The sequence below is a fragment of the Bacillus sp. AC266 genome (assembly GCF_979253805.1).
On sequence record NZ_CEEDEC010000001.1, the window covers coordinates 981,994 to 1,005,269 of the forward strand.

Here is a 23,276-nt window from a genome sequence, read left to right on the forward strand (position 1 = left end):
TGTCGCTCCGCCTCCTGTTGCTCCTGTTGGACCTGTTGGACCTGTTGGACCTGTTGGACCTGTCGCCCCTGGAGTAGCATTGATTAATTGAATTAATAAATTAAAAAGAAGTTGTAAAGTTGCAGAATCAACATTTGAGTTGCAGGATATAGGGATAAGATCTAAAGCGAAGAAGAATTGTGCAAGGGCGCTATAAAATTGTTGCAATAATGTTGACAATTGTCCTAAATTAGGTGCTGGAGATTGTAATAAAACTATAATACTTTGAGTTAATTGTTTCAAAAAATTAACTTCTGGAGAAGGTAATAAGGAATTTAAGAAAATTAAAAATTGATTAAATAAATCGAGTAACGCTAATCTGTTTGCATTACTTGGATTTGCAAAAAATGCTGAAATAGCTGATACTAATGAGTTTAGTAAAGTAATTAATTGACTTAATTGTTCCCTAGTAATAGGAACTGACTGTGGATTTTTACAACAATCTGCTGAAAAAACAATCGGATTGCAGTTATTATGACCAAAACAATTATTATTTGACATTTATTTCCTCCTTACTTTTCTTATAGTTGAGTGTTTTCCTATTCTAAGAACTATAAAAGATGCGATTGTAAAAAGTAGTTGAGTTATATGTTTCTCTTAAAATAGGAAACATGAATTAGAATCAAACTTGAAAACGTAATTTAATTATGTTCATGACTCACATATTAATTATATGTTTTTAATAATTGACTGCTTAGATTAAACACCTAAACTTAAGAGTTTATTTTATTTTTCCACGTTTATCTATTAGGTCCAAAAGCACATTTTCATTTAAAAATTAAAACATAAATAAATCATTAGCATATATTCTACAAGTAACAACATCATTCTTTCAACTAATTAAAAATGATACCTTTACTAATATTGTGTTCCTTCTATAATCATGAAGCCGTTTCTATTATAAAAAACTTTCATACAATATAGTGGACAAGTTATTCTATACTTCGTTCAAAAAATAATTAAAGGAGTGAAATTTAATTGCCAATTATTCAACCATTTATCGCTTCTAGAAGATTTACATCTACACTAGGAGCTGGAACAGGAACAGGTGCAGCTTTTGCAATTACTGCAACAGCTTGTTTAAACGATGCCGGTACTACTGCAACTGCCTTTCCGACTTTTACGTATTACAACCTCTATGTAAACGGGATAATTCAACCTAGCGTGAACTCCAGTGTCACCACAGGTCCTACTGGTGCTATTACAATTCCTGGCGGAGATGTATTAGACGGTGGAATCCCAATAACAATTGAATTTATCGTCACTTAATTTTAACTAATGTAATTTAGAACAAAAAAAGACAGATTCCTTTTTCCATTAAGAATCTGTCTTTTTTAATTAATAATAATAAATTGTAGGATAATTGAAGATCCTTGTGAGGGTGGTTCATCATCTAATAAAGTTAACTGACCAGCTGTAACTTCATAAAAAGGTTGTGGTTGAAGAATTCCATTTATAAATAGATTAATATAAGAAACTTCACTTGGTGATAAGATTTGTGTTGTACCGTATTGTGCTATACCATCTGCATTAGTATATATAAGTTTTTCCCCATCTGAAAAAGTAAAATATAATAGGTTTGTTGTTGGGATTATTCCCGGTATTCCCGTTGGGCCGGTTATTCCTGTTGCCCCTGTTGGGCCGGTTATTCCTGTTTCTCCTGCTGCCCCTGTTTCTCCTGTTACTCCCGTTATTCCTGTTTCTCCGGTTGCCCCTGTTTCTCCGGTTGGGCCGGTTACTCCTGTTTCTCCCGTTTCTCCGGTTGCTCCTGTTTCTCCGGTTGCTCCTGCTACTCCCGTTATTCCTGTTTCTCCTGTTGCCCCTGTTTCTCCGGTTGCTCCTGTTTCTCCCGTTATTCCTGTTTCTCCTGTTGCCCCTGTTTCTCCGGTTGCTCCTGTTTCTCCGGTTGCCCCTGTTTCTCCGGTTGCTCCTGTTGCCCCTGTTTCTCCGGTTGCTCCGGTTGCTCCGGTTTCTCCGGTTGCTCCGGTTGCTCCGGTTGCTCCGGTTGCTCCGGTTTCTCCGGTTGCTCCGGTTGCTCCGGTTTCTCCGGTTGCTCCGGTTGCTCCGGTTTCTCCGGTTTCTCCGGTTGCTCCGGTTTCTCCGGTTGCTCCGGTTGCTCCGGTTTCTCCGGTTTCTCCGGTTGCCCCTGTTTCTCCGGTTGCTCCGGTTGCTCCGGTTGCTCCGGTTGCTCCGGTTGCCCCTGTTTCTCCGGTTTCTCCGGTTGCTCCGGTTGCTCCGGTTGCTCCGGTTGCCCCTGTTTCTCCGGTCGCTCCGGTTGCTCCGGTTGGAAAATTAATAGACGGAAGAGGTGGAAATGTAGGACCAATATTTTTAGAATCCATAACTTCCTTAGACATTGGTAATTTGTCATATCGATTCAAATTTGCATCTCCCTTCTATAGTATTTATTAAATGTTAGATGTTCCGAAATGTTAAAAGAATTATCTAAAAAAATACTATTAATCTCTCGATTAAAATCTTTGTACAAAATCAAATTTAATGTAATTTACTAAAAATGAATGTATTTTAAACAGCATGCCGTTACTATAAAAAATATTATTAATAGAATATATGAAAAGTATCTCCTTTATCATAAAAATGAGGTGATTTTAATTAAAAATAAAGATAGAGAAAATCCCCGAAATAATGACATACAATTATCCTTCCTTATAGACTAACTAGTCCTACTGGTAGTACTGGACCCATGAGTAATACCGGACCCACGGGTAGTACCGGCATAAACGTTACAACAAATTCTATGTTTGCAAATAATACAGTGGATGGAACAGTTTCAGTTGTACTAGGGTGGTACTAACATACTACTCTCAAACAATCAAAGCCTTGATAGCTTTGCAGTCAATAGTGCAAATGATTTATTTACAGTCCCTGTAACGGGACGTTATTATCTTTCTTATCAAATTAATACTACAATTGCACTTCTTGCGGGTTCAAGACTACTTTTAAACGGATCTACATCACTTCTGAGCTCAATTCTATCTCCTGCCCTATCTACTTCAAGTTATAATAATAATTTAATTACAATATTAAATGCAGGTAATACTATTTCTCTTCAATTATTCGGTCTCTTATCAATTGTCAATTTAATCGGTGGTGGATCAACTGGCGCCTCTCTAACAATTATACGAGTTGATTAATAAATGATTCATTTTTTCTTCTTAGCTTTAAATGCCATTCCCCTATATAGATAGTAGAAACTATCTATACTAAATATTCCGGATAAACATTATCAATTTACTCTATACGCTATCAATGTTAAGTTATTTATGAAGACGGTTTCTCCTTTACGAACCATCTCAATACGTATTTGAGAAATATTCTCCAATCCTATACGCGAGAGCAATACTGTGTTGACACTCAAATGAGTGTCTTTTTTTGTAAATTGTAATAAATAAAACCATCTCTTATAGATGGTTTTATCAAAACATATCTCTTTATATTCTAAATAAAATAGCAAGTTTATGAAGCTGGATAATAAATGGTCATACTTAACCGAGTTAGCGTTCGTCCGGAATTATGATAAGAGTGCGGTCTATCCGCCTTAAAGCGAATTGAATCTCCGCTATTTAATGTATATTGACAATTATTTATTTCAATTGTCAATTCTCCCTCAAACACCGTTATAAATTCTTCGGTCCCTTCTTTATGGCCTTCCGAACTTAATTTTCCTTCCGGTTCAATTTCAACCGTATAGATTTCAAAGTTCCTATCATCTTGAAAAGGAAAAGAAGGATACACTTTATATCTCCCATTGTCTTCTGATAATACTTGAACATCGTTTCGTAAAACCACTTTCGTATCAGGCTGTGGATTATTAATTAAAGACGTAAAAGACACTTTTAAACCATTCGCTATCTTCCATATTGTTGTTAGTGTCGGGCTTGAATCTCCTCTTTCAATTTGTCCAATCATCGTTTTACTCACACCTGTTAATTGGGAAACCTTTTCTAAACTTAATTTTTCTTTCTCACGTATTGCCTTTATATTTTTCGCCAAAATAAGTTGAATTTCTTCCATAAAAAAACACCCCTACACTATATACAATATAACGACCGTTATGTATAATAAAAAGCACACGTTATATTGTTCTTTTCGGTCATTATAACACACGAAAAATACTTAGGGGGTTTTGAAATGCCTTTATTTTCTTTTTTATTATTTGTTTTTATTAGTAGCTTCACACCCGGTCCTAACAATTTTTTAGCTATGACATACGCAAATCAACTTGGTTTGAAAAGGAGCATGCAATTTTGCTTTGGAGTAGCTTTCGGTTTTTTCCTCCTCACTTCTTTATGTAGTTTCTTTAATATAGTACTAATTAATATTTTACCTAAAATCGAATTACCTTTAAAAATTTTAGGAGTAGCATACATGTTATATTTAGCTTTTAAAATACTCACTAGTAAAGGCAGTACGGATCCCGATGAAAAAGATAATAAAAACTTATTTACAGTGGGGATTTTTCTTCAGTTTGTTAACCCTAAAGGGATATTATTCGGACTGACTGTAGTTTCTACTTTTATTCTCCCTTACTACAATTCATATTCAAGTTTTCTACTTTTTTCATTATTTCTAGGTGTAGTCGGTTTAATGAGTACATTTAGTTGGAGCCTGTTTGGTTCAATGTTCCAAAAACTATTATTAAAACATACTCAATTATTTAACATCATTATGGCTGTTTTATTGGTTTTCAGTGCTATATCAATCGTTATAAACTAGCTCTATACTCATTCTAATTCTTATATTTTGTTTAACTGAACCAAACGCTACAGTACGTATATCTTAAGCTTTTTCTCTTATTCTCCTAAATAGAACTTTTTTCTACCTTGTACAAACATTTCTTACTTTTATTAAATACTATATATAGACAAATAAAAGATAGGAGATTAAAGAATGGCTGACTATTTTTATAAACATGGAAAAAAATACTATAAAAACTATTCTTATTCTCACCACAAAAAAGAGAACTGTTTCATTGAAACGCATACGATTGCCGGTTCAAATATACCTCTAGATATTGTCGTACCAGCTAACACTTCAAGAATAGTTTTCGAAGATTCTACTAATAATCACAACAAAACATTACTTCAGTTTCATGTTCCTGGCACCTCTGCACCGATTGTAATAACTATTCGTACAAGAAATGCTCGTAGACCAATTACTGCTACAATAGCTACAGGTGAAACAAGGATTTTTCAAGTAGAAAATTTTGAAAGCCTCACTGTCACAAATAATACCAATACAAGTAGCGATATTGGTATTTTTATTCAAAAAACGTTTTGCATCTGCTGTGATGACCAAAATGATTACTATGCAGAACAATCACATTCTCTTAACCAAAAGAGTAACTGTTTTATTGAGACTCATACCATAGCCGGTTCGGGAACTTCCTCAACTGGAAATGTACCTCTAGATATTATCGTACCCCCTAACTCTTCAAGAGTGGTTTTTGAAGATCTTACTATTAATCACAACAAAACATTACTTCAAATATCTGTTCCTAACGATTCCGGTCCCATTGAAGTAACTATTCGAACAAGGATTTCTAACACACCAATTATCGCTACGATAGTTCCTAATGAAACAAGGATTTTTCAAGTAGAAGATTTCCAAGAACTTACCCTCACAAATAATTCCGATTCCTTTGATTTTATTGATATATTTATCAATAAAACGTTTTGTATTTGCTGTGATGACCAGAACAACCCTTGCGATGAATGTAACCATGAATACGACAATGATTATGATTGTTAATTTTAATGAAAAAGAAACCTTTTTATAAAGGTTTCTTTTTCATTAAAACAACTAACATCCGATAATATACGTACTTACTTATCTACCGTTTCTCGTTTCTTAATAAAATAGCATTTTTGTTTATAAATTTTACACATTTAAAGTAGACAAGCATATGTTATTATATGGAGATTTCCTCCACTCATAAGTTTCTTATCTTTCTAAGAGTACGTTTATAGGCGTGCTCTTTTGATTTTTTATCCAATAACGATTTTTATATCCACACGCTTCTTACTAAACTTCATTGCTAAATAAGGTTGGATATATTTTTTCTGTTTTTGAATGTATAATCCAAAACTTATTACTAGAAACTGTACAAATACTAATAGCTCTTCAAAAAAAGAAGCACATGCTTCTTTGGCAAAAGACAATTCGAGTTGACGAATTTGATTTTTCGCATCATCAAAATCAGAAGCTACAACTTTTTATTAAATACAACTTCAGCCTTATGACCTTGCAGTATATATTGACAATACTTTAGCTAGTCATAGAAAACCTTATAGATCAATCGCAGTATATAAAAATCCAAATACTTCTCAACGGATAGGATTATGGACAGTATATGATCCATCAAGATATTTAATATATTCCTAATTTGGTTGGGTAAGTAATAGACCAATTAATCCATAATAAGAAAAAGAGGCTGCGAAATAATTACAGCCTCTTTTCTTTAATCGCATTTTTCTATTTGGTCGCCTTCTTCACCTGCATTTTCTGCCGAACTATCCGTTCCGCCTCCTACTGCATGTTGCTGTTTAGTATTAGAGCTTTCGATGGCAGCGTTGGTTCCCGCTGCACTGTCTTCTCCACCACCACTTGCCACTTGAGTAGCACCAGCCTGTTCCTTACGGGTTTTATTAATTTGATTATTGATGATAAGTACAAATTCTGCCTCTTCATCCGAAGTTTCTTTTTTCATTTTATGCGGCTCAATCTGGTCCCCACTAATTCCTTTATTTATGGCTTCGCCTCCAGCGCCCACCGTTTCTTGCTGTCGGGTATTCGATGAATCGATTGCTGCATTACTTCCTGCTGCACTATTTTGTCCGGCTCCACTGGCAATTTGTGTTGTATTCGGTGCAAATGTAATCTGATTATTAATGACAATGACAATTTTTCGTTTATCAGCAAGATTTCCCAAATTAATTTCTTCTCCATCTTTTTTTACAAATCGAAACGTGATTTTTTCATTGTTTTCCATATTCTCCCCCCTTTGTAGTATTAAATGACTGGAGAATGATAATGGATTGGACAAGCGTATTTTTTTATAAATATGTGACCCCGCCCACAATGAAGGATGTATTACCAGGTTCCGGTATTTACCTCATATTAGGTACGTTGGCTTGGCGACAGTCCAGCATCCGCCGAATTTCGGAATGCATGGAGAAAAACCTTATAGGAGATATAGAAAGAGAGATTAGTAGAAACATTGGTATATAAAGGTTTCTAGGTTTCATTATATTTTCCTTTTCTTATTTATATTTATCAGCCAAATATCTAGCATAGTGAACTAAATTTCTAGCTACATCTAATTCAAGATTAAATATATTAGGTACCCCTGGTCTCCAATTCACCTCAAATAACCACAATTTTTGATCCTTATCAATCCCTACATCAATTCCTAACTCATCAAATAGTATATCCTCATATAAAGAATTAAAATGGTTAGAAAAGGTTACTGCAAATCGTTCTAAATACCTTTTAATATTATACCAATCGTTATCAAACTCCGCTTTTAAAAAAACATCTAAATACGTACTATAACCACCCTTAGCCATATTTGATACAATACTTCCTAATGGACCTATTCTCGGGAATATAGAAGTAACAACCCACCTGCCTTCCCCATTTCTTTGAACATGCAATCGAAAATCATAAACATGCCCAGATTTTATTTGACATGAAATAAACTGTTGAATTATGTAACCTTGCTCTTGAATCTTATCAGATATAAAGCTCCGTAATTGTTTTTTATTAATAGATGAAATTTGTTCTGACTCATTCATACTGTAATTCATCCCATTTTTTTCAATGAAAATAATACCACTACCTTGATGTCCAGAAATTGGTTTAATAATAAGTTTTTCATAACGATTAATCATGTCAAAAAACTTATTAACATCATTTAATTCATAAAAAGGAATAAGATATTGCTTAAATTTTTTCGCTCTATTTATTCTGTTATATACACTTAATTTATTTCCAATTGAATGACTTGTAAAAGGAACTTTTTCATGTAGATAATCATAGATTTGCTGATTTTTATCACTAACATGAACACTTGCATTGTAAATAACATCTGGAAAAGAAAATTCTTGTTCAATCCACTTACCATTTTCATAAGTTTTACCTAAAATCTTCTTCGTTTCTATATTTACTTTTCCTAAAGTAAAATAAAAAAATTCCACACCTTCAGCTTTAGCTACAGCAGCATAAGTATATGCTTTCTTTACGTCATTCGGATCTTTCCGATGATGAAGCATACCAATTATAGTCATGTTAGTTCTTCTTCCCTTCTTTCTAAAGATTTTTTTCAAAACAAATATCAAATTCATTATATATATATTCATGTTCTTCCTCATTCAACCATTTTTCGAAAAATCCAGAACAAGCTTAACCTCATTTTAATATTCTACCTATAGAAATAATAAACCTGAGATTTTATAAAATGATAAAGGTTAAGGTGACATAAAATGGATACTATCGTTTTCATTGAAACAAATAAATCTGGATCAAGTAGGGAAGCAATCAAAGCAGCTGAAAAACTTAATTTCTTTACTGTTTTATTAACTAAAAAAACAAAATTTATTAATGAACGCACTATATTCCCTGATGTACATCAGATGATTTTCACTGATATAAATGATTATGATAATATAATTACAACAATTGAAAAATTAAATACATCAGGAAAAAACATAAAAGGGATCTTTAGTTTTATTGACCCTTTTGTTTATGTGGCTGCACGTTTATCAGAAAGATTTTGCTCAAATATTGTATCTACTAAAGCTATCCATCATATGGAAAACAAAATATTAACTCGTAATGTACTTAAAGAATTACCAATCTCACTCAACTATTTAATTTACAAACCAACAGAATCATTATCATCTTTTCTTGAAAAAACTAAAGAGATAAATTTCCCTCTTATTGTAAAATCCCCTAAATCAACAGGATCCAAAGATGTATTATTAGTAAAAAATAAAGATCAATTAATCTTATCTATACAAAGTCTTTTAAAAAAACTACCTAATGAAGAAATTCTACTTGAAGAATATATAGATGGACCTCAGTACTTAGTTGAAATTTTAGTTCAAGATGGAAAAGTCCATATTATAGCAGTAATTGAACAAGAAATTACACTTTTTGAACGTTTTATTGTTACTGGTTATTCTTTACTAGGACAGGTAGACAAAAGACTATATAATAGTCTTTTCAATGCAGTTAATTCTGTTATTCAGGCCTTTAATATGAAAAATGGAGCGTGTCATCTAGAACTCCGGAGAATAAAAGATGTTTGGAAATTAATTGAGATAAATCCCAGAATATCAGGTGGAGCAATGAATGACATAATTGAAATTGGACATGGAATCAACTTAGTGCAAGAGACTATTCAGTTAATGTTAGGAAATAAACCTTCACTAAATAAAAAACATTATAAATATGTGTACGCTCATTACCTAACAGTTAAATCTAAAGGAAAACTAATTCGAGTTACAGGGAAAAACCGTAGTTCTAAATATCCTGGTGTAGAGAAAGTTTATATAAAACCTAAAAAAGGAACTATCTTAAAACCACCTACATCAATGGGACATCGATGTGGATACGTTTTAGCTGCAGCCTATTTTAAAACAGAAGCTAAAAAAATAGCTTTAGAAGCAGCTAAAGAAATTTCATTTGAAATCCAAAAATAATAAATACAACATATATACACCAACTGATGAAAATATACTAAAAATCATATTTCTTATAATTTTAATTTCTTTACTAAATAGATGACTCCAAAATGATTTAATTTATATATGGTAAAATATATCCATCGCCGATATGTCCAAACATGTAATTTTCATAGCAGCAAAATTACAAATATACTTTTACAACATGATTCAAAAATCAATGAAGGAATGTTTTAAGTGAAAGGACATATTCGAAAAAGAGGAACAAAGTGGTGTATTATTGTCGATATCGGAACTGATTCAGAGACAGGAAAAAGAAGACAAAAGTGGTTTTCGTGATACATTTAAAACCTATTTGAAAAAATCCGAATTAAAAAACATTAGATTTCATGATTTACGCCATACTCATGCAACGCTTCTTTTAAAACAAGGAGTACATCCAAAGATTGTAAGCGAACGATTGGATCATAAGGACGTTTTCATAACCTTAAATCGCTATTCACATTTTTCACCTAGTCTGCAAAAGGACGCTGTTAAAACATTTAGTGAAAGACTATTCGGATGGTAATGTTTGCAAATATAAAAAATGAGGTTTCTCTTTTCTAGAGAAACCTCACCACATCAATGTTTTTGTTAAATTTTAAACTGACTCGTATACAAATCAAAGTAAAACCCACCATCTTCCATGAGAGTTTCATGATTTCCTCTCTCTAAAATACTTCCATCTTTTATTACAAGTATTTGATCTGCTTTTTCAATCGTTTTCAGCCGATGAGCGATTACAAAACTTGTTCGCCCTCTCATTAAATTATTTAATCCAGATTGAATTTGTAATTCTGTTCTCGTATCAATATTAGATGTTGCTTCGTCGAGAATTAATATATCTGCATCTGCTAAAATCGCTCGTGCAATCGCAAGGAGTTGTTTTTGTCCTTGACTTAAATTCGAACCTTCTGAAGCAATTTCCGTTTCATATTGATTCGGTAGATGTTTTATAAAAGAATGTGCTGATGCTGCTTTTGCTGCTGCAACTACTTCTTCATCACTTGCATCTAAACGTCCATATCGAATATTTTCCATAATCGTTCCTGCAAATAAATACGTATCCTGTAAAACAACCCCTATTTTACTCCGCAAAGAATTAATATCATAATCCTTTATATCTTTTTCATCAATGCTAATTTGCCCTTTTTGAATGTCATAAAAGCGAGTTAACAAATTAATAATTGTTGTTTTTCCTGATCCAGTTGGACCGACTAAAGCGATTGTCTCCCCAGGATTCGCCTCGAGACTCACATCTTTTAAAATCATGTTGTCCTGTGCGTATCCAAATGAAACTTTCTCAAGCCTAACATGTCCTTGTAAATTTTGTACAAGTACTGCATCTTTTTTATTTTGAATTTCTGGTACTTCATCCATAATTTCAAAGACACGTTCTCCTCCAGCAACTGCCGCTTGAATCGTATTCATTAAAGTTGCAAATTGACTAAGTGGTCTTGAAAATTGTCGAGAATAATTAATAAAAGCTGCAATGACACCTACTGTTGTCATTCCGTTTAATACCATTACCGATCCAGTTCCAATTACAAGCCCCATTCCTAAGTTATTAATAAAGTTCATACTTGGAAAAATAAATGCTGAAAACGTTTCAGCCTTCGTTGCTGAAATTCTTAGCTGTTCGTTAATTTCATTAAAGTTATGTACGGTTTCTTTTTCTTTTCCGTATAACGTAGTTACGTCTGCGCCTGTAATAGCTTCCTCAATAAATCCATTTAATTCTCCTAAATCCTTTTGACGCTTCGCAAAGTTTTTCCCACTATAAGCAACTAGTTTTTTCGTAACAAAAAACATAATAGGTACTGTAATTAAAGTTACAATCGCTAAAATCCAATCTAATGAAAACATCGCAATTGTTACACCTATAAACGTTAACGCTGATGAAATGATTTGCACAACACTTTGTGTCAAAGCTTGATTTAAGTTATCAATATCATTTGTCACACGGCTCATTAAATCACCTTGAGAACGTACATCAAAGAATCGTAGAGAAAGTGTTTGGATTTTTTCAAAAATATCTTGTCGTATTTTTTGTATAGTCTTTAATGCAACATTAATCATTACAAATGTTTGTAACCATGTTAATAATACGGTTATCCCATATATCGCAATGAGTAGCATGCACATTCTGGCTGTCCCGCTTAAATCCTTCGGTACAATGTATTCATCAATGATGACCCCCATATAATATGGTCCAAGTAAACCTAGTAATGTCGTGATAAATACAAGAATAATAACGAACATAAGAGATGCTTTTTGATACCCCATATAGTTCCATACTCGCATTATAGTTCCTTTAGTATTCTTAGTTTTTCCCGTTTTCAGATTGTTACGTCCACCTTTATTTCCAAATTGTCCTTGAAAATTACGCACGCTCTTCCCCTCCTTCTTGCTGCAGGCTACCACCTTGGGAAAGATAAATTTCCTGATACACTTCACAAGTTGCCAATAAATCCTCATGCGTACCATTTCCAACTAATTCACCGTTATTCAAAACGAGGATTATATCAGCATCTATAATAGAAGATATTTTTGATGCAATTAAAAATGTCGTTGTGCCACTATATCTTGTCCTTAACGCTTCCTGTATTACAGCTTCTGACTTCGCATCAACTGCCGATGTAGAATCGTCTAATACAAGAATAGATGGCTTTCTCACTAGGGCTCTTGCAATAGATATACGTTGTTTTTGACCACCAGATAGATTGGTTGCACCTTGTGTTAAGTTATATTCATAAGAGTCTTCCAGCTTATTGATAAACTCAGTCGCACAAGCAGATGAAGATGCTAATTCCAATTCATCATAAGTTGCATTTTCTTTGCCATAACGTAAATTCTCTTCTATACTGCCTGAAAAAAGAAGTGCCTTTTGTGGAACGAAGCCAATGGAAGCACGAAGTTTTTGCAAATCGTATGCTTTCACATTAACATCATCTATACATATTTCACCTTGATCAACATCGTAAAGTCGTGGCAATAGTTTCGCCAATGTAGATTTACCACTTCCGGTCGATCCAATAATCCCTATTTTTTCACCTTTACGTACAGTAAAGGAAATATCTTTTAAAACATATTCATTATTTTTCGTATAACTATAGCTAACATTTTTAAACTCTACATTACCACCCACTTGTTTTGGTTCATATACGTCGCCTTCAGTTGTAATATCAACTTCAGTATGTAAGACTTGTTGTACACGATCAGCTGATGGAAAAGCACGGGCAATTTGAATAAATACCATACTAATAGACATAAGTGACATTAAAATGATATTTAAATAGTTAATAAAAGCTAAAATGGCCCCTACTTGGAGTGTACCGTTAAAAACTTTCTCGCCACCAATCCATAAAGTTGCTACAATTCCGCTATTTACAACTAGCATAATAATTGGCATCATCAATGAAATAATTTGTATTGCACGAATATTTATTTCAGTTAAACTTGTATTAACTTTCTCAAACTGTGCGATTTCATATTTTTGTCTTACATATGCTTTTATAACACGTACACCGGATAAATTTTCTTGTAGCTTTGTGTTTACTTTATCTAATGCTTCTTGTACTCGCTTAAATGAACCGCTCGATTGACCTGCAATCAATACAATTGCAACTAATAATACGGGTACCACAACAAGTAAAATTGGAAATAGGTCTCTCGCTGTTACAAAGACTATAATGATACTTCCAATAAATAATAACGGTCCACGGACAAGTACACGTAACGTCATCGTCATTGCCGATTGAATAGATGTAATATCATTTGTCACGATTGTTAATAATTTACCTGTTCCAAATGAATCACGATTTTTGCTAGAAAATGTTTCTATTTTCGCAAACACATCTTTTCGTATGTCTGTAGCGAAATTAACAGCAGCTTTTGTAGAATACATCATACAACCAAGTCCTCCAACTAAACCGATTGCTGCTGCTCCTATCATAAGAAGCCCCATTTTTATTACATAATTCAAATCCCGGTTTGCAATTCCAACATCAATAATATGTTGCATTATTGTCGGTTGAATTAAGTCCATCGCAACCTCAAGTACCATAAATAGCGGTCCAATAATAGCGAAGAACATGTATGGTTTTAAATACTGTAACAACTTGCGAAATGATTTCATACACAATCTCCTTTTTTCATGAAATTACCATCGAATAATTTATAGTCCTCCTTATTTGAGCGATATAGTCTGTAATTTCTCCATTAGTCCTATTATATTAGGCAAATTAATATTTAACATTATTAAATGATAAGTTTTAAATCATTTTTAGTCAATAAAATGGAACTTTAATCTACCAGGCATTTTCACTGCCAGTTGATGTGAATACTCTTTAACTTAATAAAAACCGCATTCTCATTTAGTAAGAATGCGGTTTTCCCATCTATATTTGTTCAATTTTAAAATCAAAAACCTCGGTCTCGAATCCATTATTTTCAGAAGGACTACACGTATAAAAACCAATTTTAACAGGCTCATTACCTATGTCCTCCATCAAATGAGCGATTCTTATTTGTTCCCATCGCTGACTCGTTTTCACATATATTGTATAATCGCCAAGTTTTCGAATAATTCGAAAACGTAATTGTTGCTTAGCAAATTCATTTGGATAGTCTTGCGTTGACCAATCAGAATAGCCATTATTCGTTACGACAGCACCTAAATGTGATGGGCCCTCAGGAATATATTCTAAAGATGTTTTTAACCAACACTTCTCAGAAATCATAACAAATAAACCCGCTTGATCGTATGTCGCATTTGGATTCATGCGCAATTGAACCTCAGCCTGAAAATCTGTCATTATCTCATCATAAAATACATGGCCATTCATTACTTCAAAACCATAATGGGTTTTCAGCCAAAAATCTGTTTCTTCTTTCGAATGGACAATGAATGTATCATTGTCTTCAAGTTTGTAAAATTTAGGTGCGTTCATTACAGTAAGTTGCTCAATATGATTTGGTATATATGATGTTTTCATAATTCCTCCATAAAAAAGCATTTAAATTAATATTTAAAACTCAGTTAATACCGGGAATTTATAACCTTTAAAATCTAATTCTTTATTACTTCGAACCATTAAATACTTACTAGTCTGTAATTCTGTATATTGTACATCATCAATTCCTAATTGATCTGGGTAGAAATAAAATTCAATCTCCGTAAATTCCCCAGAGATTTCCTCACATAATTCATCTAAAATCGGAATTACCGGCGCAAATACTCCAAATAATTTTAGTTTTTGATTTTCTACTGTAAAAACAATCAGCGCATCTAATTTCTCTGAATAATAAAGGTTTTCATTCCATGTTGAATCATACATATTTAAATAAAACGAAGAGCGGTAATTTAACGTTGAAAATTTATTAGAAAGCCTTTGGCCATTTTCAATAATCTCATGTATTAATTGTCTATCCTCTTCATTATAAAAATCTAACTTTTTAAGTTGAGAATCTTTGTAGCCTTTATTTTCGTATGATACTGTCATCAAATATTCTTGCACAATTTGAAAACCAAATGGTTTATATAGTTCCGGATTTTCCGTAAACAAGACCGCACACTCGCATTGCTCATCAATTTCCTCTATCATCTTACTAAACAATTGCTTCATTAATCCTCGTCTACGATAATTCGGATGTGTCATTACTGATTGAATACCCGTTGCATTTATTTTTTCACCATTAATTAAAAGCGGAAGTGAAAATGCCGCAACATTTGCAATCGCATTATCATCTTGTAAAAATGATAATGCTTTATATGTATAATCCCAATACCCTTTCTCTGAAAAATCCTGCAATGTTTGGCTCGTAATCCCAAACACTTCTTCAAATAAAGGAAATAACTGTTCTCTTCTCGGTTCTTCTAATAGAAAGTTTGCCATTTTTTCAACATTGCCCATGTTGTCCCTCCATACGTCGATTCCATTAATTTAGATATACTTATATGACCTACTCTCAAAAAATAGGCCTTTCAAATCAATATAGTATCATAAAACTTTTAAAAATGGTTTAATTTATTTTATGTTTTGATTATTAAAAAACAAGTCGAATAAACTAGTATTAAGATTTTTGAATAATATCATGTTTATTATATAACAAATGGTGCTTCCTACTTATCTTTCCGATAATAGAAATACACCATTTTATGCAAATATAATTCACCTATTCTTCGGTTCCCTCAAGTCGCTCCTTCGTACTAATTTCTTCTCCCTTCACTCGCTTTTCAAACGTCTTTCTCCAACTAGTAGACAGTGCATTTACTTCTAAAATCCTTTTTAATCCTTCAGAGTTTTGTTTTTCTTTATGCATTATGCGATTCGCAAACGAAACTGACACACCTTTTGGATCAAGCTTCAACAATTTTAAAGTATCTACCGGTAATATCCACCCTTCTTTTAATACTCGAAAATAAAAACCTGTGTATCCTGTATCTTGAAAATATAATGGCAACTTTGGAATATTATATTTCTTGGCTAATTTAAAACAAGGTTGTCTTGGCTGCGTTACTTGTACAATCGCTTCTCCGAGTTGAAACGTGTCACCAATACAAACATCTTCTTCACGCATTCCGCTTACTGTTATATTTTCACCGAAAGCCCCATATACAAGTTCCTGATTCAACTCTTTTTCCCAGTAAGGATAGTGGTCACCAGTATAAACACAAACCGCTTTATCTACCCCTCCATGATGAACTAAATCCGCCTGTCCATCTCCATTAAACTTTGAAAATGATAAAAAAACAGGTTCCTTTACTTGCTTTTTATTTATCCCTGTTTGAATTAACTTCCCACCATACATAACCTCTTTTGGCAATCCTAGATTTAAAGATAGGATTTCATATACTTTAGTCATTCAAATCCCTCCTCTTACTTGCGGCAAAACTTTTCAAAAGACTCATTTATTATTTCAAATCCTCTATCTATTTCTTCGTTTGAGATAACTAGAGGTGGTAAAAAGCGTAGTACATTATCAAATATCCCCGCTCCAATACTTATAAGCCCATTCTTCCAAAAATCTTCAATTAGCTTTACTGTTAGTTCTTTTGCAGGTTCTTTCGTTATGCGATTCGTTACAAGTTCCATTGCAACCATCGCACCGATTCCACGAACATCACCAATCATTTCGTACTTTAATTGCATTTGATGTAGATGTGACATTATTCTATTTCCAATTTGCTGAGCCCTTTCAACTAGATTTTCTTCTTCCATTATTTCAAATACAGCAAGACCGGCTGCACATGATAACGGACTCCCGGCAAAAGTTCCACCAATTTGTCCTCTCCCAGGAATGTCCATCAACTCCGCACGACCGACAATAGCACTTAATGGTAAACCGCCAGCAATTGATTTTGACAAAGTCATTATGTCAGGTTCTATATGAAAATGTTCCGTTGCAAACCATTTCCCTGTTCGGCCAAATCCAGTTTGCACTTCATCCATTATCATTAAAATACCGTATTGATTACAAATTTCTCGTAATCGTTTTACAAATGAAATGGAAGGAACAATAAACCCACCCTCTCCTTGTACTGGTTCCATTACGATCGCTGCTACTTTTTCAGGTGATACTTCTTCTAAAAACTTTTCAAACTGATAGATGACTTGAGAATCCACTTCTTCAGGAGAAACTCCTTCTTCAGCTCTGTAATAGTACGGATACGGCAATATATGCATGTCTGAAACGAACGGACCAAATCCTGCTTTATATGGAGTTTCTTTGGTCGATAGAGACATTGTCATTAATGTTCTCCCATGAAATCCTCGTTCAAACGAAATTACTTTACTCCTCCCTGTTACTTTACGTGCGATCTTTACAGCATTTTCAATCGCTTCCGCACCACTATTGGCAAACATCGTTTTTTTCTTACTTGTACCTGGCACTTTCTCATTAATTTTCTCCGCTAAAGTAATATAATTTTCATATGGAGTTACATGAAAACAAGGATGTATAAATGATTCTGCTTGTTTTTGTACCGCTCTTACAACTTTCGGATGACAATGTCCAACATTTTGCATACCAATTCCACCAGCAAAATCAATAAACTGATTTCCATCTACATCTGTTATTATCGCTCCCCTTGCTTCTTTTACATATAAAGGCGTTAAATGATATATTCCTGTCGGTACAGCCTCCTCATACCTTTTTTGAAGTACTTGTGAATAACTGCCCGGTAATACACTAGATTTCAACAATTCTTCTTCACCTCACCTAATTTTTTAATCAATCCATTTCTGATAAAGTGATTATATATCCCACAAAACCATTGTTCAATTCAATTATTTATATAATAATGATAGGTATATCCTATGATTAAACTTGAGGTGATTTCAATCGAATTACGACATTTAGAATACTTTTTAGCTGTTTCGAAAGAATTACATTTCACAAGAGCAGCCGAGAAATTAAATATTTCACAACCTTCACTAAGCCAACAAATACGTGCATTAGAACATGAAGTAGGCATGCCCCTTTTCGATCGAATTGGTAAAAAAATATCTTTAACTGAAGCAGGAAGAGTTTTATTATCGCACAGTAAAACAATCTTTCACGAAGTCGAACAAGCTCGTTCTGCCATTCAAGATTTAAATGGATTACATCATGGTTCCTTAACAATAGGATCTTTGTTAACCGTAGTAAATTATTTACTACCACCAGCTATATTAGATTTCAATAAGCAATATCCAAATATCGAACTCTCTGTGTTGGGGCTTCGTACAGGAGAAATTCGTGAAAAATTATTACAAAATGAATTAGATATTGGTATTACATTTCTCCCGGTGCAAGATAAAGAGATTGTTTCTATCCCACTATATAAAAGTGAACTTACATTAGTTGTGCCAACCAGCCATTCTTTAACTGAACGTAAGTATGTATCTATTGAAGAATTACAGGACTATCCTTTAATTCTTCTACCTAAAAATTTCTATTTAACAGAACTAATTACATCTCATTGCCAAAACTTTAACTTTAAACCAAGGCCAATTTTAGAAATTAGTACAATGGAATCTTTAATTCAAATGGTCGCACAAGGTATGGGGATTACCGTGTTACCAAAACCGTATATAGACTTTTTGCAAAATGAGCACATACAAGCTATTAAAATTGAAAACCCCACTCCAACAATAGATATAGGACTTATTTATAGAAGAGATAAATATATGTGCGCTGCTACCCGGAAATTTATTGAGCAACTCAAAATAACAGTACATTCTTTACAAAAATAAGCATAAAAAGAGATTATCCTATGCAGCCGTTACACAACGACCTATTAGAATAATCTCTTTTTATTATGATATAAAACATTACATTTTATGGTTTCTTTTCTAATAACCTATTATTCATTATAAGTGCTAAATTATTATCGTATTATTAAGCTACACATCAGCGATACTTTATGTCTATTTCGTATAGGTGTTAGCAAGTCCGTTTGCAAACTTGTTAGCACATTTTTATAAAAATTATATAATGCTTCACAAAGTAGGAATCCGTTTCGATCAATCTTTTTTCAAAATGGATTCCTTTTTGTCTCTTATCAATATTCAAATGTTACAGTAGTACCATTAAAACCATCAAAACAATTAGAGCAATTAGAGCAATTAGAGCAACCACCACAACCAAAACAACTAAAGCAACCGAAGCAACCAAAACAACGGAATCCACCACAACGACCACCGCCGCCACAACCACCACAACGACCACCGCCACAGCGACGAGCATCATCTGTAATATAGTAATATGGATATTGGTTTTGCTGGTCCCAATACACAATATTTCCAGGCTGATAATCATTAAGGCTTAACGCTTGTAGTTCTTGTTGAAAATTATTCATCTTCATGACCTCCGTTTATAAACTAAAACCCCATCGATACTTTCCTATATTTCTGTTCGTTAAATCTAAGTAGAAATAGCGCTATAAAGTGAAACTTTAATCAGTAGGGGTTTTGTTCATCCCCCACTGATTATTAGCCCGCACCAATCGGGCGTTTACGGGCAGCAGGGCTCCCACCTAACTTCTTTGCTCCAGTTGGATTTTGAGGTGGGAGTTTTACTGCCCACAAATAGCGGGATAAACTAAGTTCAATACGTACACCAACAAAATATGACCTATCACTAGATGATGCACCTTGTTCATATGCCTATTTTTAGGTTATTTTTACTATGGGCTCATTTTTATAAAGTGAAACTTTAATCAGAGGGGGTTTACGGGCAGTTAATGCGGGCTAAATGGACATTATAAAATATGAATTTAAACAATAATATTTAGATTTATGTCATCATTTTCTAGTTCTATAGTCGTATATTCCATAATTTTGTTTGGTCATCTTCGTATTTCCAATATGCACTCCCATCTTTATTTTTCTTCGCTTCAATATCTGCTATATCAGAGCTAATTTTATAAGTATTTATAATTAGTGATTTCTGCTAAGAAAAGTCTATTTTTATGAATGGCAAATCAGCGATGTTTTATGTCTATTCCGCATACGTGTTAGCACTTTCTTATATTTCTTCTATTGCATACACCTTCATAATTTCAATATATTTTCCCTTACCACATGGACATGGTTGCTCTCTTCTTTATGATTCTTCCCAGCTCATTTAAACACACCTCTTTAACTACTTAATTTATATTATTATATAAAAAAGCCCTGCCACAAGGCAGAGCGAGTAAGATGGATTACACGTATCATATAACAATTTATATCAGTAACACAAAAGATCATAATTTCATCTTCACTAAAATAAAACCACGTTCATATAATCCCTAAAGCAGTAGCTATCAAACGGATAGCTATTTTTTTATTCTCATAAAAACTATCACGCCTCATCATCAATTCATTATAAACATAGGAATCTTTGACTTTCTCACTCCCAAAATACTTCAATTCAATTATCTGACGTTGATCATTATCAAGAGCATATTTCAATGTCCGTTCAATTTGTTTAAAACGTATCTCATGATTCTTATCGTCACCTTTCATTTTAGGAAAAAGAACGATGCCCCCGTTTGAGCCTGTTCTTCTTGATTTTTCATCCGAACGCACAATGCTTTGTAGTTTTTCAGCTCCTTCACCACAAGTCTTCGCATCTCTTTTTCATCGATGTCTTCAGAAAATGACAATTGATTCATACGATACGGTTCCCCTCCGTTCGATCTACTTATTTATAAAAGGATTATTTTATTAAGTTTTATTTCCACTAAACAATCCAGTCTCTTAAATGTATTAAGATACTGGAAAAAATTCAAATCAGATGCCCGTTATATGGAATGCGAGTCATATTAATAAAATCATATGTCATAATATCTTCTATTCCTATGATTACAACATCCTATTAGTAACTAAGTATTGATTATATGTACTATAAAAGTATCTTCATTTTATTTATATATATGATTACATGTAAAATAAGATCATCTTCACTTTATTGACATATACTTTGAAGGAAGAAAAACTTCTGAACATTTCATATTAAACATATACCCATAAATACTTTAAACTCAGTTGCTAATATAAATTATCAAGACATATCTAACATTTAAAATTTTTTAGAGGAGTTATTTATGAGACATAATAATAAGTCAAATTCACCAAATTCGTGTGATAAGTTTCAGCGCCCCTGCTTTATTTCTGTATCCCCTTGTAATCAAAGTAATTGTTGTACACCTGTTTTTTTCTCAAATTCTCAACAACAAGAATTATTGCAAATAATAAACCAATTAAACCAAGCTATCCTTTCTTTCTTCACAACACCAAATCCTACAACTAGACAAATACTCCAAACAGCATTACAGGCATTAAATGATTTATTAATAGCAGTACAACCAAATACACCAAATAGAAATTTAGTTTTACGAACTATAAACCAATTAATCAATTCCTTACCTACTGCAACTCTCACTCAAATCTCAGCATTATTCCAATTTCTATTCCAAAACTTGTCTTCACTTATTAGTTGTTCAAATATATCGGACCCCTTGTTACAGCAGACATTTAGCTTAATTTTACAAGGAGTCTTGAATAGTTCACTATTAAACATTACTGGAACGACGGGGCCTACGGGGCCTGAAGGGCCTGAAGGACCTACTGGACCTCAAGGCGTGCAAGGCATTCAAGGAACTGAAGGGCCTGAAGGACCTACTGGACCTCAAGGCGTGCAGGGCATTCAAGGAACTGAAGGGCCTGAAGGGCCTGAAGGACCTACTGGACCTCAAGGTGTGCAAGGTATTCAAGGCATTCAAGGACCACCAGGACCTACTGGTTCAGGGACAGGAACAGGAGTTCCTGGGCCACCAGGACCTACTGGACCTCAAGGCGTGCAAGGCATTCAAGGGCCTGAAGGGCCTGAAGGACCTGAAGGACCTACTGGACCTCAAGGCGTGCAGGGCATTCAAGGAACTGAAGGGCCTGCAGGACCTACTGGACCTCAAGGCGTGCAAGGTATTCAAGGGCCTGAAGGACCACCGGGACCTACTGGGCCATCGGGAGATTGTGATTGCCCACCGGGGCCAACTGGACCGACGGGACCTACTGGGCCTACTGGGCCGACGGGACCTGGATGTAATTTCCTTGTTTATGCTACAAACGCAGGAGCCATTGATGATCCTGCAGATGATACAGTTTCTGTTATTAACACCGGGACAAATACAGTAGTCGCTACAATTACTGTAGATAATGCCCCTCTTGAAGTAACAGTTTCTCCAAATGGGGCTCGTGCTTATGTTACTAATATTTTTTCTAATACAGTTTCCGTTATTGATACTGCCACTAATACAGTTATCGATACCATCCCTGTTGGAACTAACCCGATTGGTGTAGCTGTTTCTCCCGATAACACAACTGTTTATGTTGGAAATCATGGTAATAATACAGTTTCTGTTATTAACGCTGCTACCAACACAGTTGTTGGTACCATTAATGTTGGAATCGCTCCGCAAGGAATTACTGTTTCTCCAAATGGGACCCTTGCGTATGTTGCAAACGAATTAAGTAATACAATTTCTGTTATCGCTACTGCTACCAACACAGTTGTTGGTACCATTAATGTCGGTATTCGACCTAGGATAATCGTCTTCACACTAGATGGGACTCGTGCTTATGTCACAAATCAAAACAGCAATACTGTTTCTGTTATTAACACCGCTACAAATTCCGTTATTGATACAATTAACGTAGGTACCGAACCTGTTGGTATAGCTATTACACCGGATGGAGCTCGTATTTACGTTGTAAATAAAGTAAGTAATAATGTATCTGTAATAAGTACGTTGACAAACACCGTCATCGATACCATTCCGGTTGCACTATCACCAGACCAAGTGACTATCATACCAGATGGCACTCGCGCCTATGTTACAAACCAAGCTAGTAATACTGTTTCTGTCATCAATACTGCTACAAATACGGTTATTGATACGGTCCCAGTAGGTGTTGCTCCAACTGGTATAGCAACCGGATTTATTTGCGAATAATATAAAAA

General features: G+C 34.0%; 20 protein-coding genes and 1 pseudogene. 8 read left to right on the plus strand and 13 right to left on the minus strand.

Going from position 1 to position 23,276, the window contains the following annotated elements:
* Window positions 1-540: collagen-like repeat preface domain-containing protein (locus AC0IXC_RS05030; RefSeq protein ID WP_471652661.1), on the minus strand; the 540-nt coding region annotated here is incomplete at its 3' end.
* Between the two features lie 477 nt (window positions 541-1,017).
* On the opposite strand from AC0IXC_RS05030, the gene AC0IXC_RS05035 reads away from it, so the two are divergent.
* Entirely contained in the window at window positions 1,018-1,308 is a 291-nt protein-coding gene (locus AC0IXC_RS05035) for a DUF4183 domain-containing protein (protein ID WP_002189596.1), read from the plus strand.
* 65 nt (window positions 1,309-1,373) lie between these two features.
* On the opposite strand, the gene AC0IXC_RS05040 is transcribed toward AC0IXC_RS05035, so the two are convergent.
* Window positions 1,374-2,420, minus strand: coding sequence for a DUF4183 domain-containing protein (locus AC0IXC_RS05040; RefSeq protein ID WP_471652663.1), 1,047 nt, complete (start codon window positions 2,418-2,420; stop codon window positions 1,374-1,376).
* Between the two features lie 323 nt (window positions 2,421-2,743).
* On the opposite strand from AC0IXC_RS05040, the pseudogene AC0IXC_RS05045 reads away from it, so the two are divergent.
* Window positions 2,744-3,194: pseudogene (locus tag AC0IXC_RS05045) on the plus strand (BclA C-terminal domain-containing protein).
* 322 nt (window positions 3,195-3,516) lie between these two features.
* Here AC0IXC_RS05045 and AC0IXC_RS05050 read toward each other — a convergent pair.
* The gene (locus AC0IXC_RS05050; protein WP_326996768.1) at window positions 3,517-4,074 is read right to left on the minus strand and encodes a helix-turn-helix domain-containing protein; all 558 of its coding nucleotides are present in this window, start codon (window positions 4,072-4,074) and stop codon (window positions 3,517-3,519) included.
* A 117-nt stretch (window positions 4,075-4,191) separates the two neighbouring features.
* Here AC0IXC_RS05050 and AC0IXC_RS05055 point away from each other — a divergent pair, with 117 nt between their 5' ends.
* Window positions 4,192-4,776: a LysE family translocator gene (locus AC0IXC_RS05055; protein ID WP_001128091.1), complete on the plus strand. Its 585-nt coding sequence runs from the start codon at window positions 4,192-4,194 to the stop codon at window positions 4,774-4,776.
* Between the two features lie 174 nt (window positions 4,777-4,950).
* Complete coding sequence (locus AC0IXC_RS05060; protein ID WP_088039370.1) at window positions 4,951-5,811, plus strand: exosporium protein D; 861 nt, start codon at window positions 4,951-4,953, stop codon at window positions 5,809-5,811.
* 709 nt (window positions 5,812-6,520) lie between these two features.
* Here the strand turns inward: AC0IXC_RS05060 and AC0IXC_RS05065 are convergent.
* Complete coding sequence (locus AC0IXC_RS05065; protein WP_002031980.1) at window positions 6,521-7,051, minus strand: hypothetical protein; 531 nt, start codon at window positions 7,049-7,051, stop codon at window positions 6,521-6,523.
* 271 nt (window positions 7,052-7,322) lie between these two features.
* Window positions 7,323-8,420 carry a YheC/YheD family endospore coat-associated protein gene (locus AC0IXC_RS05070; protein ID WP_471652664.1) on the minus strand — a complete coding sequence of 366 codons (1,098 nt, stop codon included), beginning with the start codon at window positions 8,418-8,420 and terminating at the stop codon, window positions 7,323-7,325.
* Between the two features lie 123 nt (window positions 8,421-8,543).
* Between AC0IXC_RS05070 and AC0IXC_RS05075 the strand changes: the two genes are divergently transcribed.
* Together AC0IXC_RS05075 and AC0IXC_RS05080 are read left to right on the plus strand one after the other, a co-directional pair.
* Window positions 8,544-9,764, plus strand: a complete 1,221-nt coding sequence (locus tag AC0IXC_RS05075) for an ATP-grasp domain-containing protein (protein WP_061675815.1) — start codon at window positions 8,544-8,546, stop codon at window positions 9,762-9,764.
* A gap of 262 nt (window positions 9,765-10,026) precedes the next feature.
* A complete protein-coding gene (locus AC0IXC_RS05080; RefSeq protein ID WP_445662205.1) occupies window positions 10,027-10,314 on the plus strand; it encodes a tyrosine-type recombinase/integrase in 288 nt (95 codons plus the stop codon).
* A gap of 65 nt (window positions 10,315-10,379) precedes the next feature.
* Here AC0IXC_RS05080 and AC0IXC_RS05085 read toward each other — a convergent pair whose 3' ends face one another.
* The 6 genes from AC0IXC_RS05085 to gabT all read right to left on the minus strand — a co-directional run bounded on the left by AC0IXC_RS05085 (window position 10,380) and on the right by gabT (window position 17,992).
* A complete protein-coding gene (locus AC0IXC_RS05085) occupies window positions 10,380-12,176 on the minus strand; it encodes an ABC transporter ATP-binding protein (RefSeq protein ID WP_326996772.1) in 1,797 nt (598 codons plus the stop codon).
* Entirely contained in the window at window positions 12,169-13,923 is a 1,755-nt protein-coding gene (locus tag AC0IXC_RS05090) for an ABC transporter ATP-binding protein (protein WP_471652665.1), read from the minus strand. The genes AC0IXC_RS05085 and AC0IXC_RS05090 overlap by 8 nt, the downstream gene beginning before the upstream one ends.
* 262 nt (window positions 13,924-14,185) lie before the next feature.
* Window positions 14,186-14,782, minus strand: a complete 597-nt coding sequence (locus tag AC0IXC_RS05095) for a DUF1349 domain-containing protein (RefSeq protein ID WP_002127357.1) — start codon at window positions 14,780-14,782, stop codon at window positions 14,186-14,188.
* Between the two features lie 33 nt (window positions 14,783-14,815).
* Window positions 14,816-15,700 carry a GNAT family N-acetyltransferase gene (locus tag AC0IXC_RS05100; RefSeq protein ID WP_002031966.1) on the minus strand — a complete coding sequence of 295 codons (885 nt, stop codon included), beginning with the start codon at window positions 15,698-15,700 and terminating at the stop codon, window positions 14,816-14,818.
* A gap of 262 nt (window positions 15,701-15,962) precedes the next feature.
* On the minus strand, window positions 15,963-16,652 hold the full coding sequence (locus AC0IXC_RS05105) for an MOSC domain-containing protein (RefSeq protein WP_201067278.1): 690 nt from the start codon (window positions 16,650-16,652) through the stop codon (window positions 15,963-15,965).
* A 14-nt stretch (window positions 16,653-16,666) separates the two neighbouring features.
* The gene (gene gabT, locus AC0IXC_RS05110) at window positions 16,667-17,992 is read right to left on the minus strand and encodes a 4-aminobutyrate--2-oxoglutarate transaminase (RefSeq protein WP_201067276.1); all 1,326 of its coding nucleotides are present in this window, start codon (window positions 17,990-17,992) and stop codon (window positions 16,667-16,669) included.
* Window positions 17,993-18,121: 129 nt separating this feature from the next.
* Between gabT and AC0IXC_RS05115 the strand changes: the two genes are divergently transcribed.
* The gene (locus AC0IXC_RS05115) at window positions 18,122-19,024 is read left to right on the plus strand and encodes a LysR family transcriptional regulator (RefSeq protein ID WP_471652776.1); all 903 of its coding nucleotides are present in this window, start codon (window positions 18,122-18,124) and stop codon (window positions 19,022-19,024) included.
* Between the two features lie 308 nt (window positions 19,025-19,332).
* Here the strand turns inward: AC0IXC_RS05115 and AC0IXC_RS05120 are convergent, their stop codons facing one another.
* Window positions 19,333-19,629 carry a heterocycloanthracin/sonorensin family bacteriocin gene (locus AC0IXC_RS05120; RefSeq protein ID WP_471652666.1) on the minus strand — a complete coding sequence of 99 codons (297 nt, stop codon included), beginning with the start codon at window positions 19,627-19,629 and terminating at the stop codon, window positions 19,333-19,335.
* 1,146 nt (window positions 19,630-20,775) lie between these two features.
* Complete coding sequence (locus AC0IXC_RS05125) at window positions 20,776-20,928, minus strand: hypothetical protein (RefSeq protein WP_162836442.1); 153 nt, start codon at window positions 20,926-20,928, stop codon at window positions 20,776-20,778.
* Window positions 20,929-21,360: 432 nt separating this feature from the next.
* Here AC0IXC_RS05125 and AC0IXC_RS05130 point away from each other — a divergent pair, with 432 nt between their 5' ends.
* On the plus strand, window positions 21,361-23,268 hold the full coding sequence (locus AC0IXC_RS05130) for a YVTN family beta-propeller repeat protein (RefSeq protein WP_471652667.1): 1,908 nt from the start codon (window positions 21,361-21,363) through the stop codon (window positions 23,266-23,268).
* Window positions 23,269-23,276: the final 8 nt, after the last annotated feature.

What these genes read in the sequence shown, in the direction of transcription:
- AC0IXC_RS05050 (WP_326996768.1), bottom strand. Translation starts at nt 4,074, where the DNA reads ATGGAAGAAATTCAACTTATTTTGGCGAAAAATATAAAGGCAATACGT.
- AC0IXC_RS05055 (WP_001128091.1), top strand. Translation starts at nt 4,192, where the DNA reads ATGCCTTTATTTTCTTTTTTATTATTTGTTTTTATTAGTAGCTTCACA.
- AC0IXC_RS05060 (WP_088039370.1), top strand. Translation starts at nt 4,951, where the DNA reads ATGGCTGACTATTTTTATAAACATGGAAAAAAATACTATAAAAACTAT.
- AC0IXC_RS05065 (WP_002031980.1), bottom strand. Translation starts at nt 7,051, where the DNA reads ATGGAAAACAATGAAAAAATCACGTTTCGATTTGTAAAAAAAGATGGA.
- AC0IXC_RS05070 (WP_471652664.1), bottom strand. Translation starts at nt 8,420, where the DNA reads ATGAATATATATATAATGAATTTGATATTTGTTTTGAAAAAAATCTTT.
- AC0IXC_RS05075 (WP_061675815.1), top strand. Translation starts at nt 8,544, where the DNA reads ATGGATACTATCGTTTTCATTGAAACAAATAAATCTGGATCAAGTAGG.
- AC0IXC_RS05090 (WP_471652665.1), bottom strand. Translation starts at nt 13,923, where the DNA reads ATGAAATCATTTCGCAAGTTGTTACAGTATTTAAAACCATACATGTTC.
- AC0IXC_RS05095 (WP_002127357.1), bottom strand. Translation starts at nt 14,782, where the DNA reads ATGAAAACATCATATATACCAAATCATATTGAGCAACTTACTGTAATG.
- AC0IXC_RS05100 (WP_002031966.1), bottom strand. Translation starts at nt 15,700, where the DNA reads ATGGGCAATGTTGAAAAAATGGCAAACTTTCTATTAGAAGAACCGAGA.
- AC0IXC_RS05105 (WP_201067278.1), bottom strand. Translation starts at nt 16,652, where the DNA reads ATGACTAAAGTATATGAAATCCTATCTTTAAATCTAGGATTGCCAAAA.
- AC0IXC_RS05120 (WP_471652666.1), bottom strand. Translation starts at nt 19,629, where the DNA reads ATGAATAATTTTCAACAAGAACTACAAGCGTTAAGCCTTAATGATTAT.
- AC0IXC_RS05125 (WP_162836442.1), bottom strand. Translation starts at nt 20,928, where the DNA reads ATGAATCAATTGTCATTTTCTGAAGACATCGATGAAAAAGAGATGCGA.
- AC0IXC_RS05130 (WP_471652667.1), top strand. Translation starts at nt 21,361, where the DNA reads ATGAGACATAATAATAAGTCAAATTCACCAAATTCGTGTGATAAGTTT.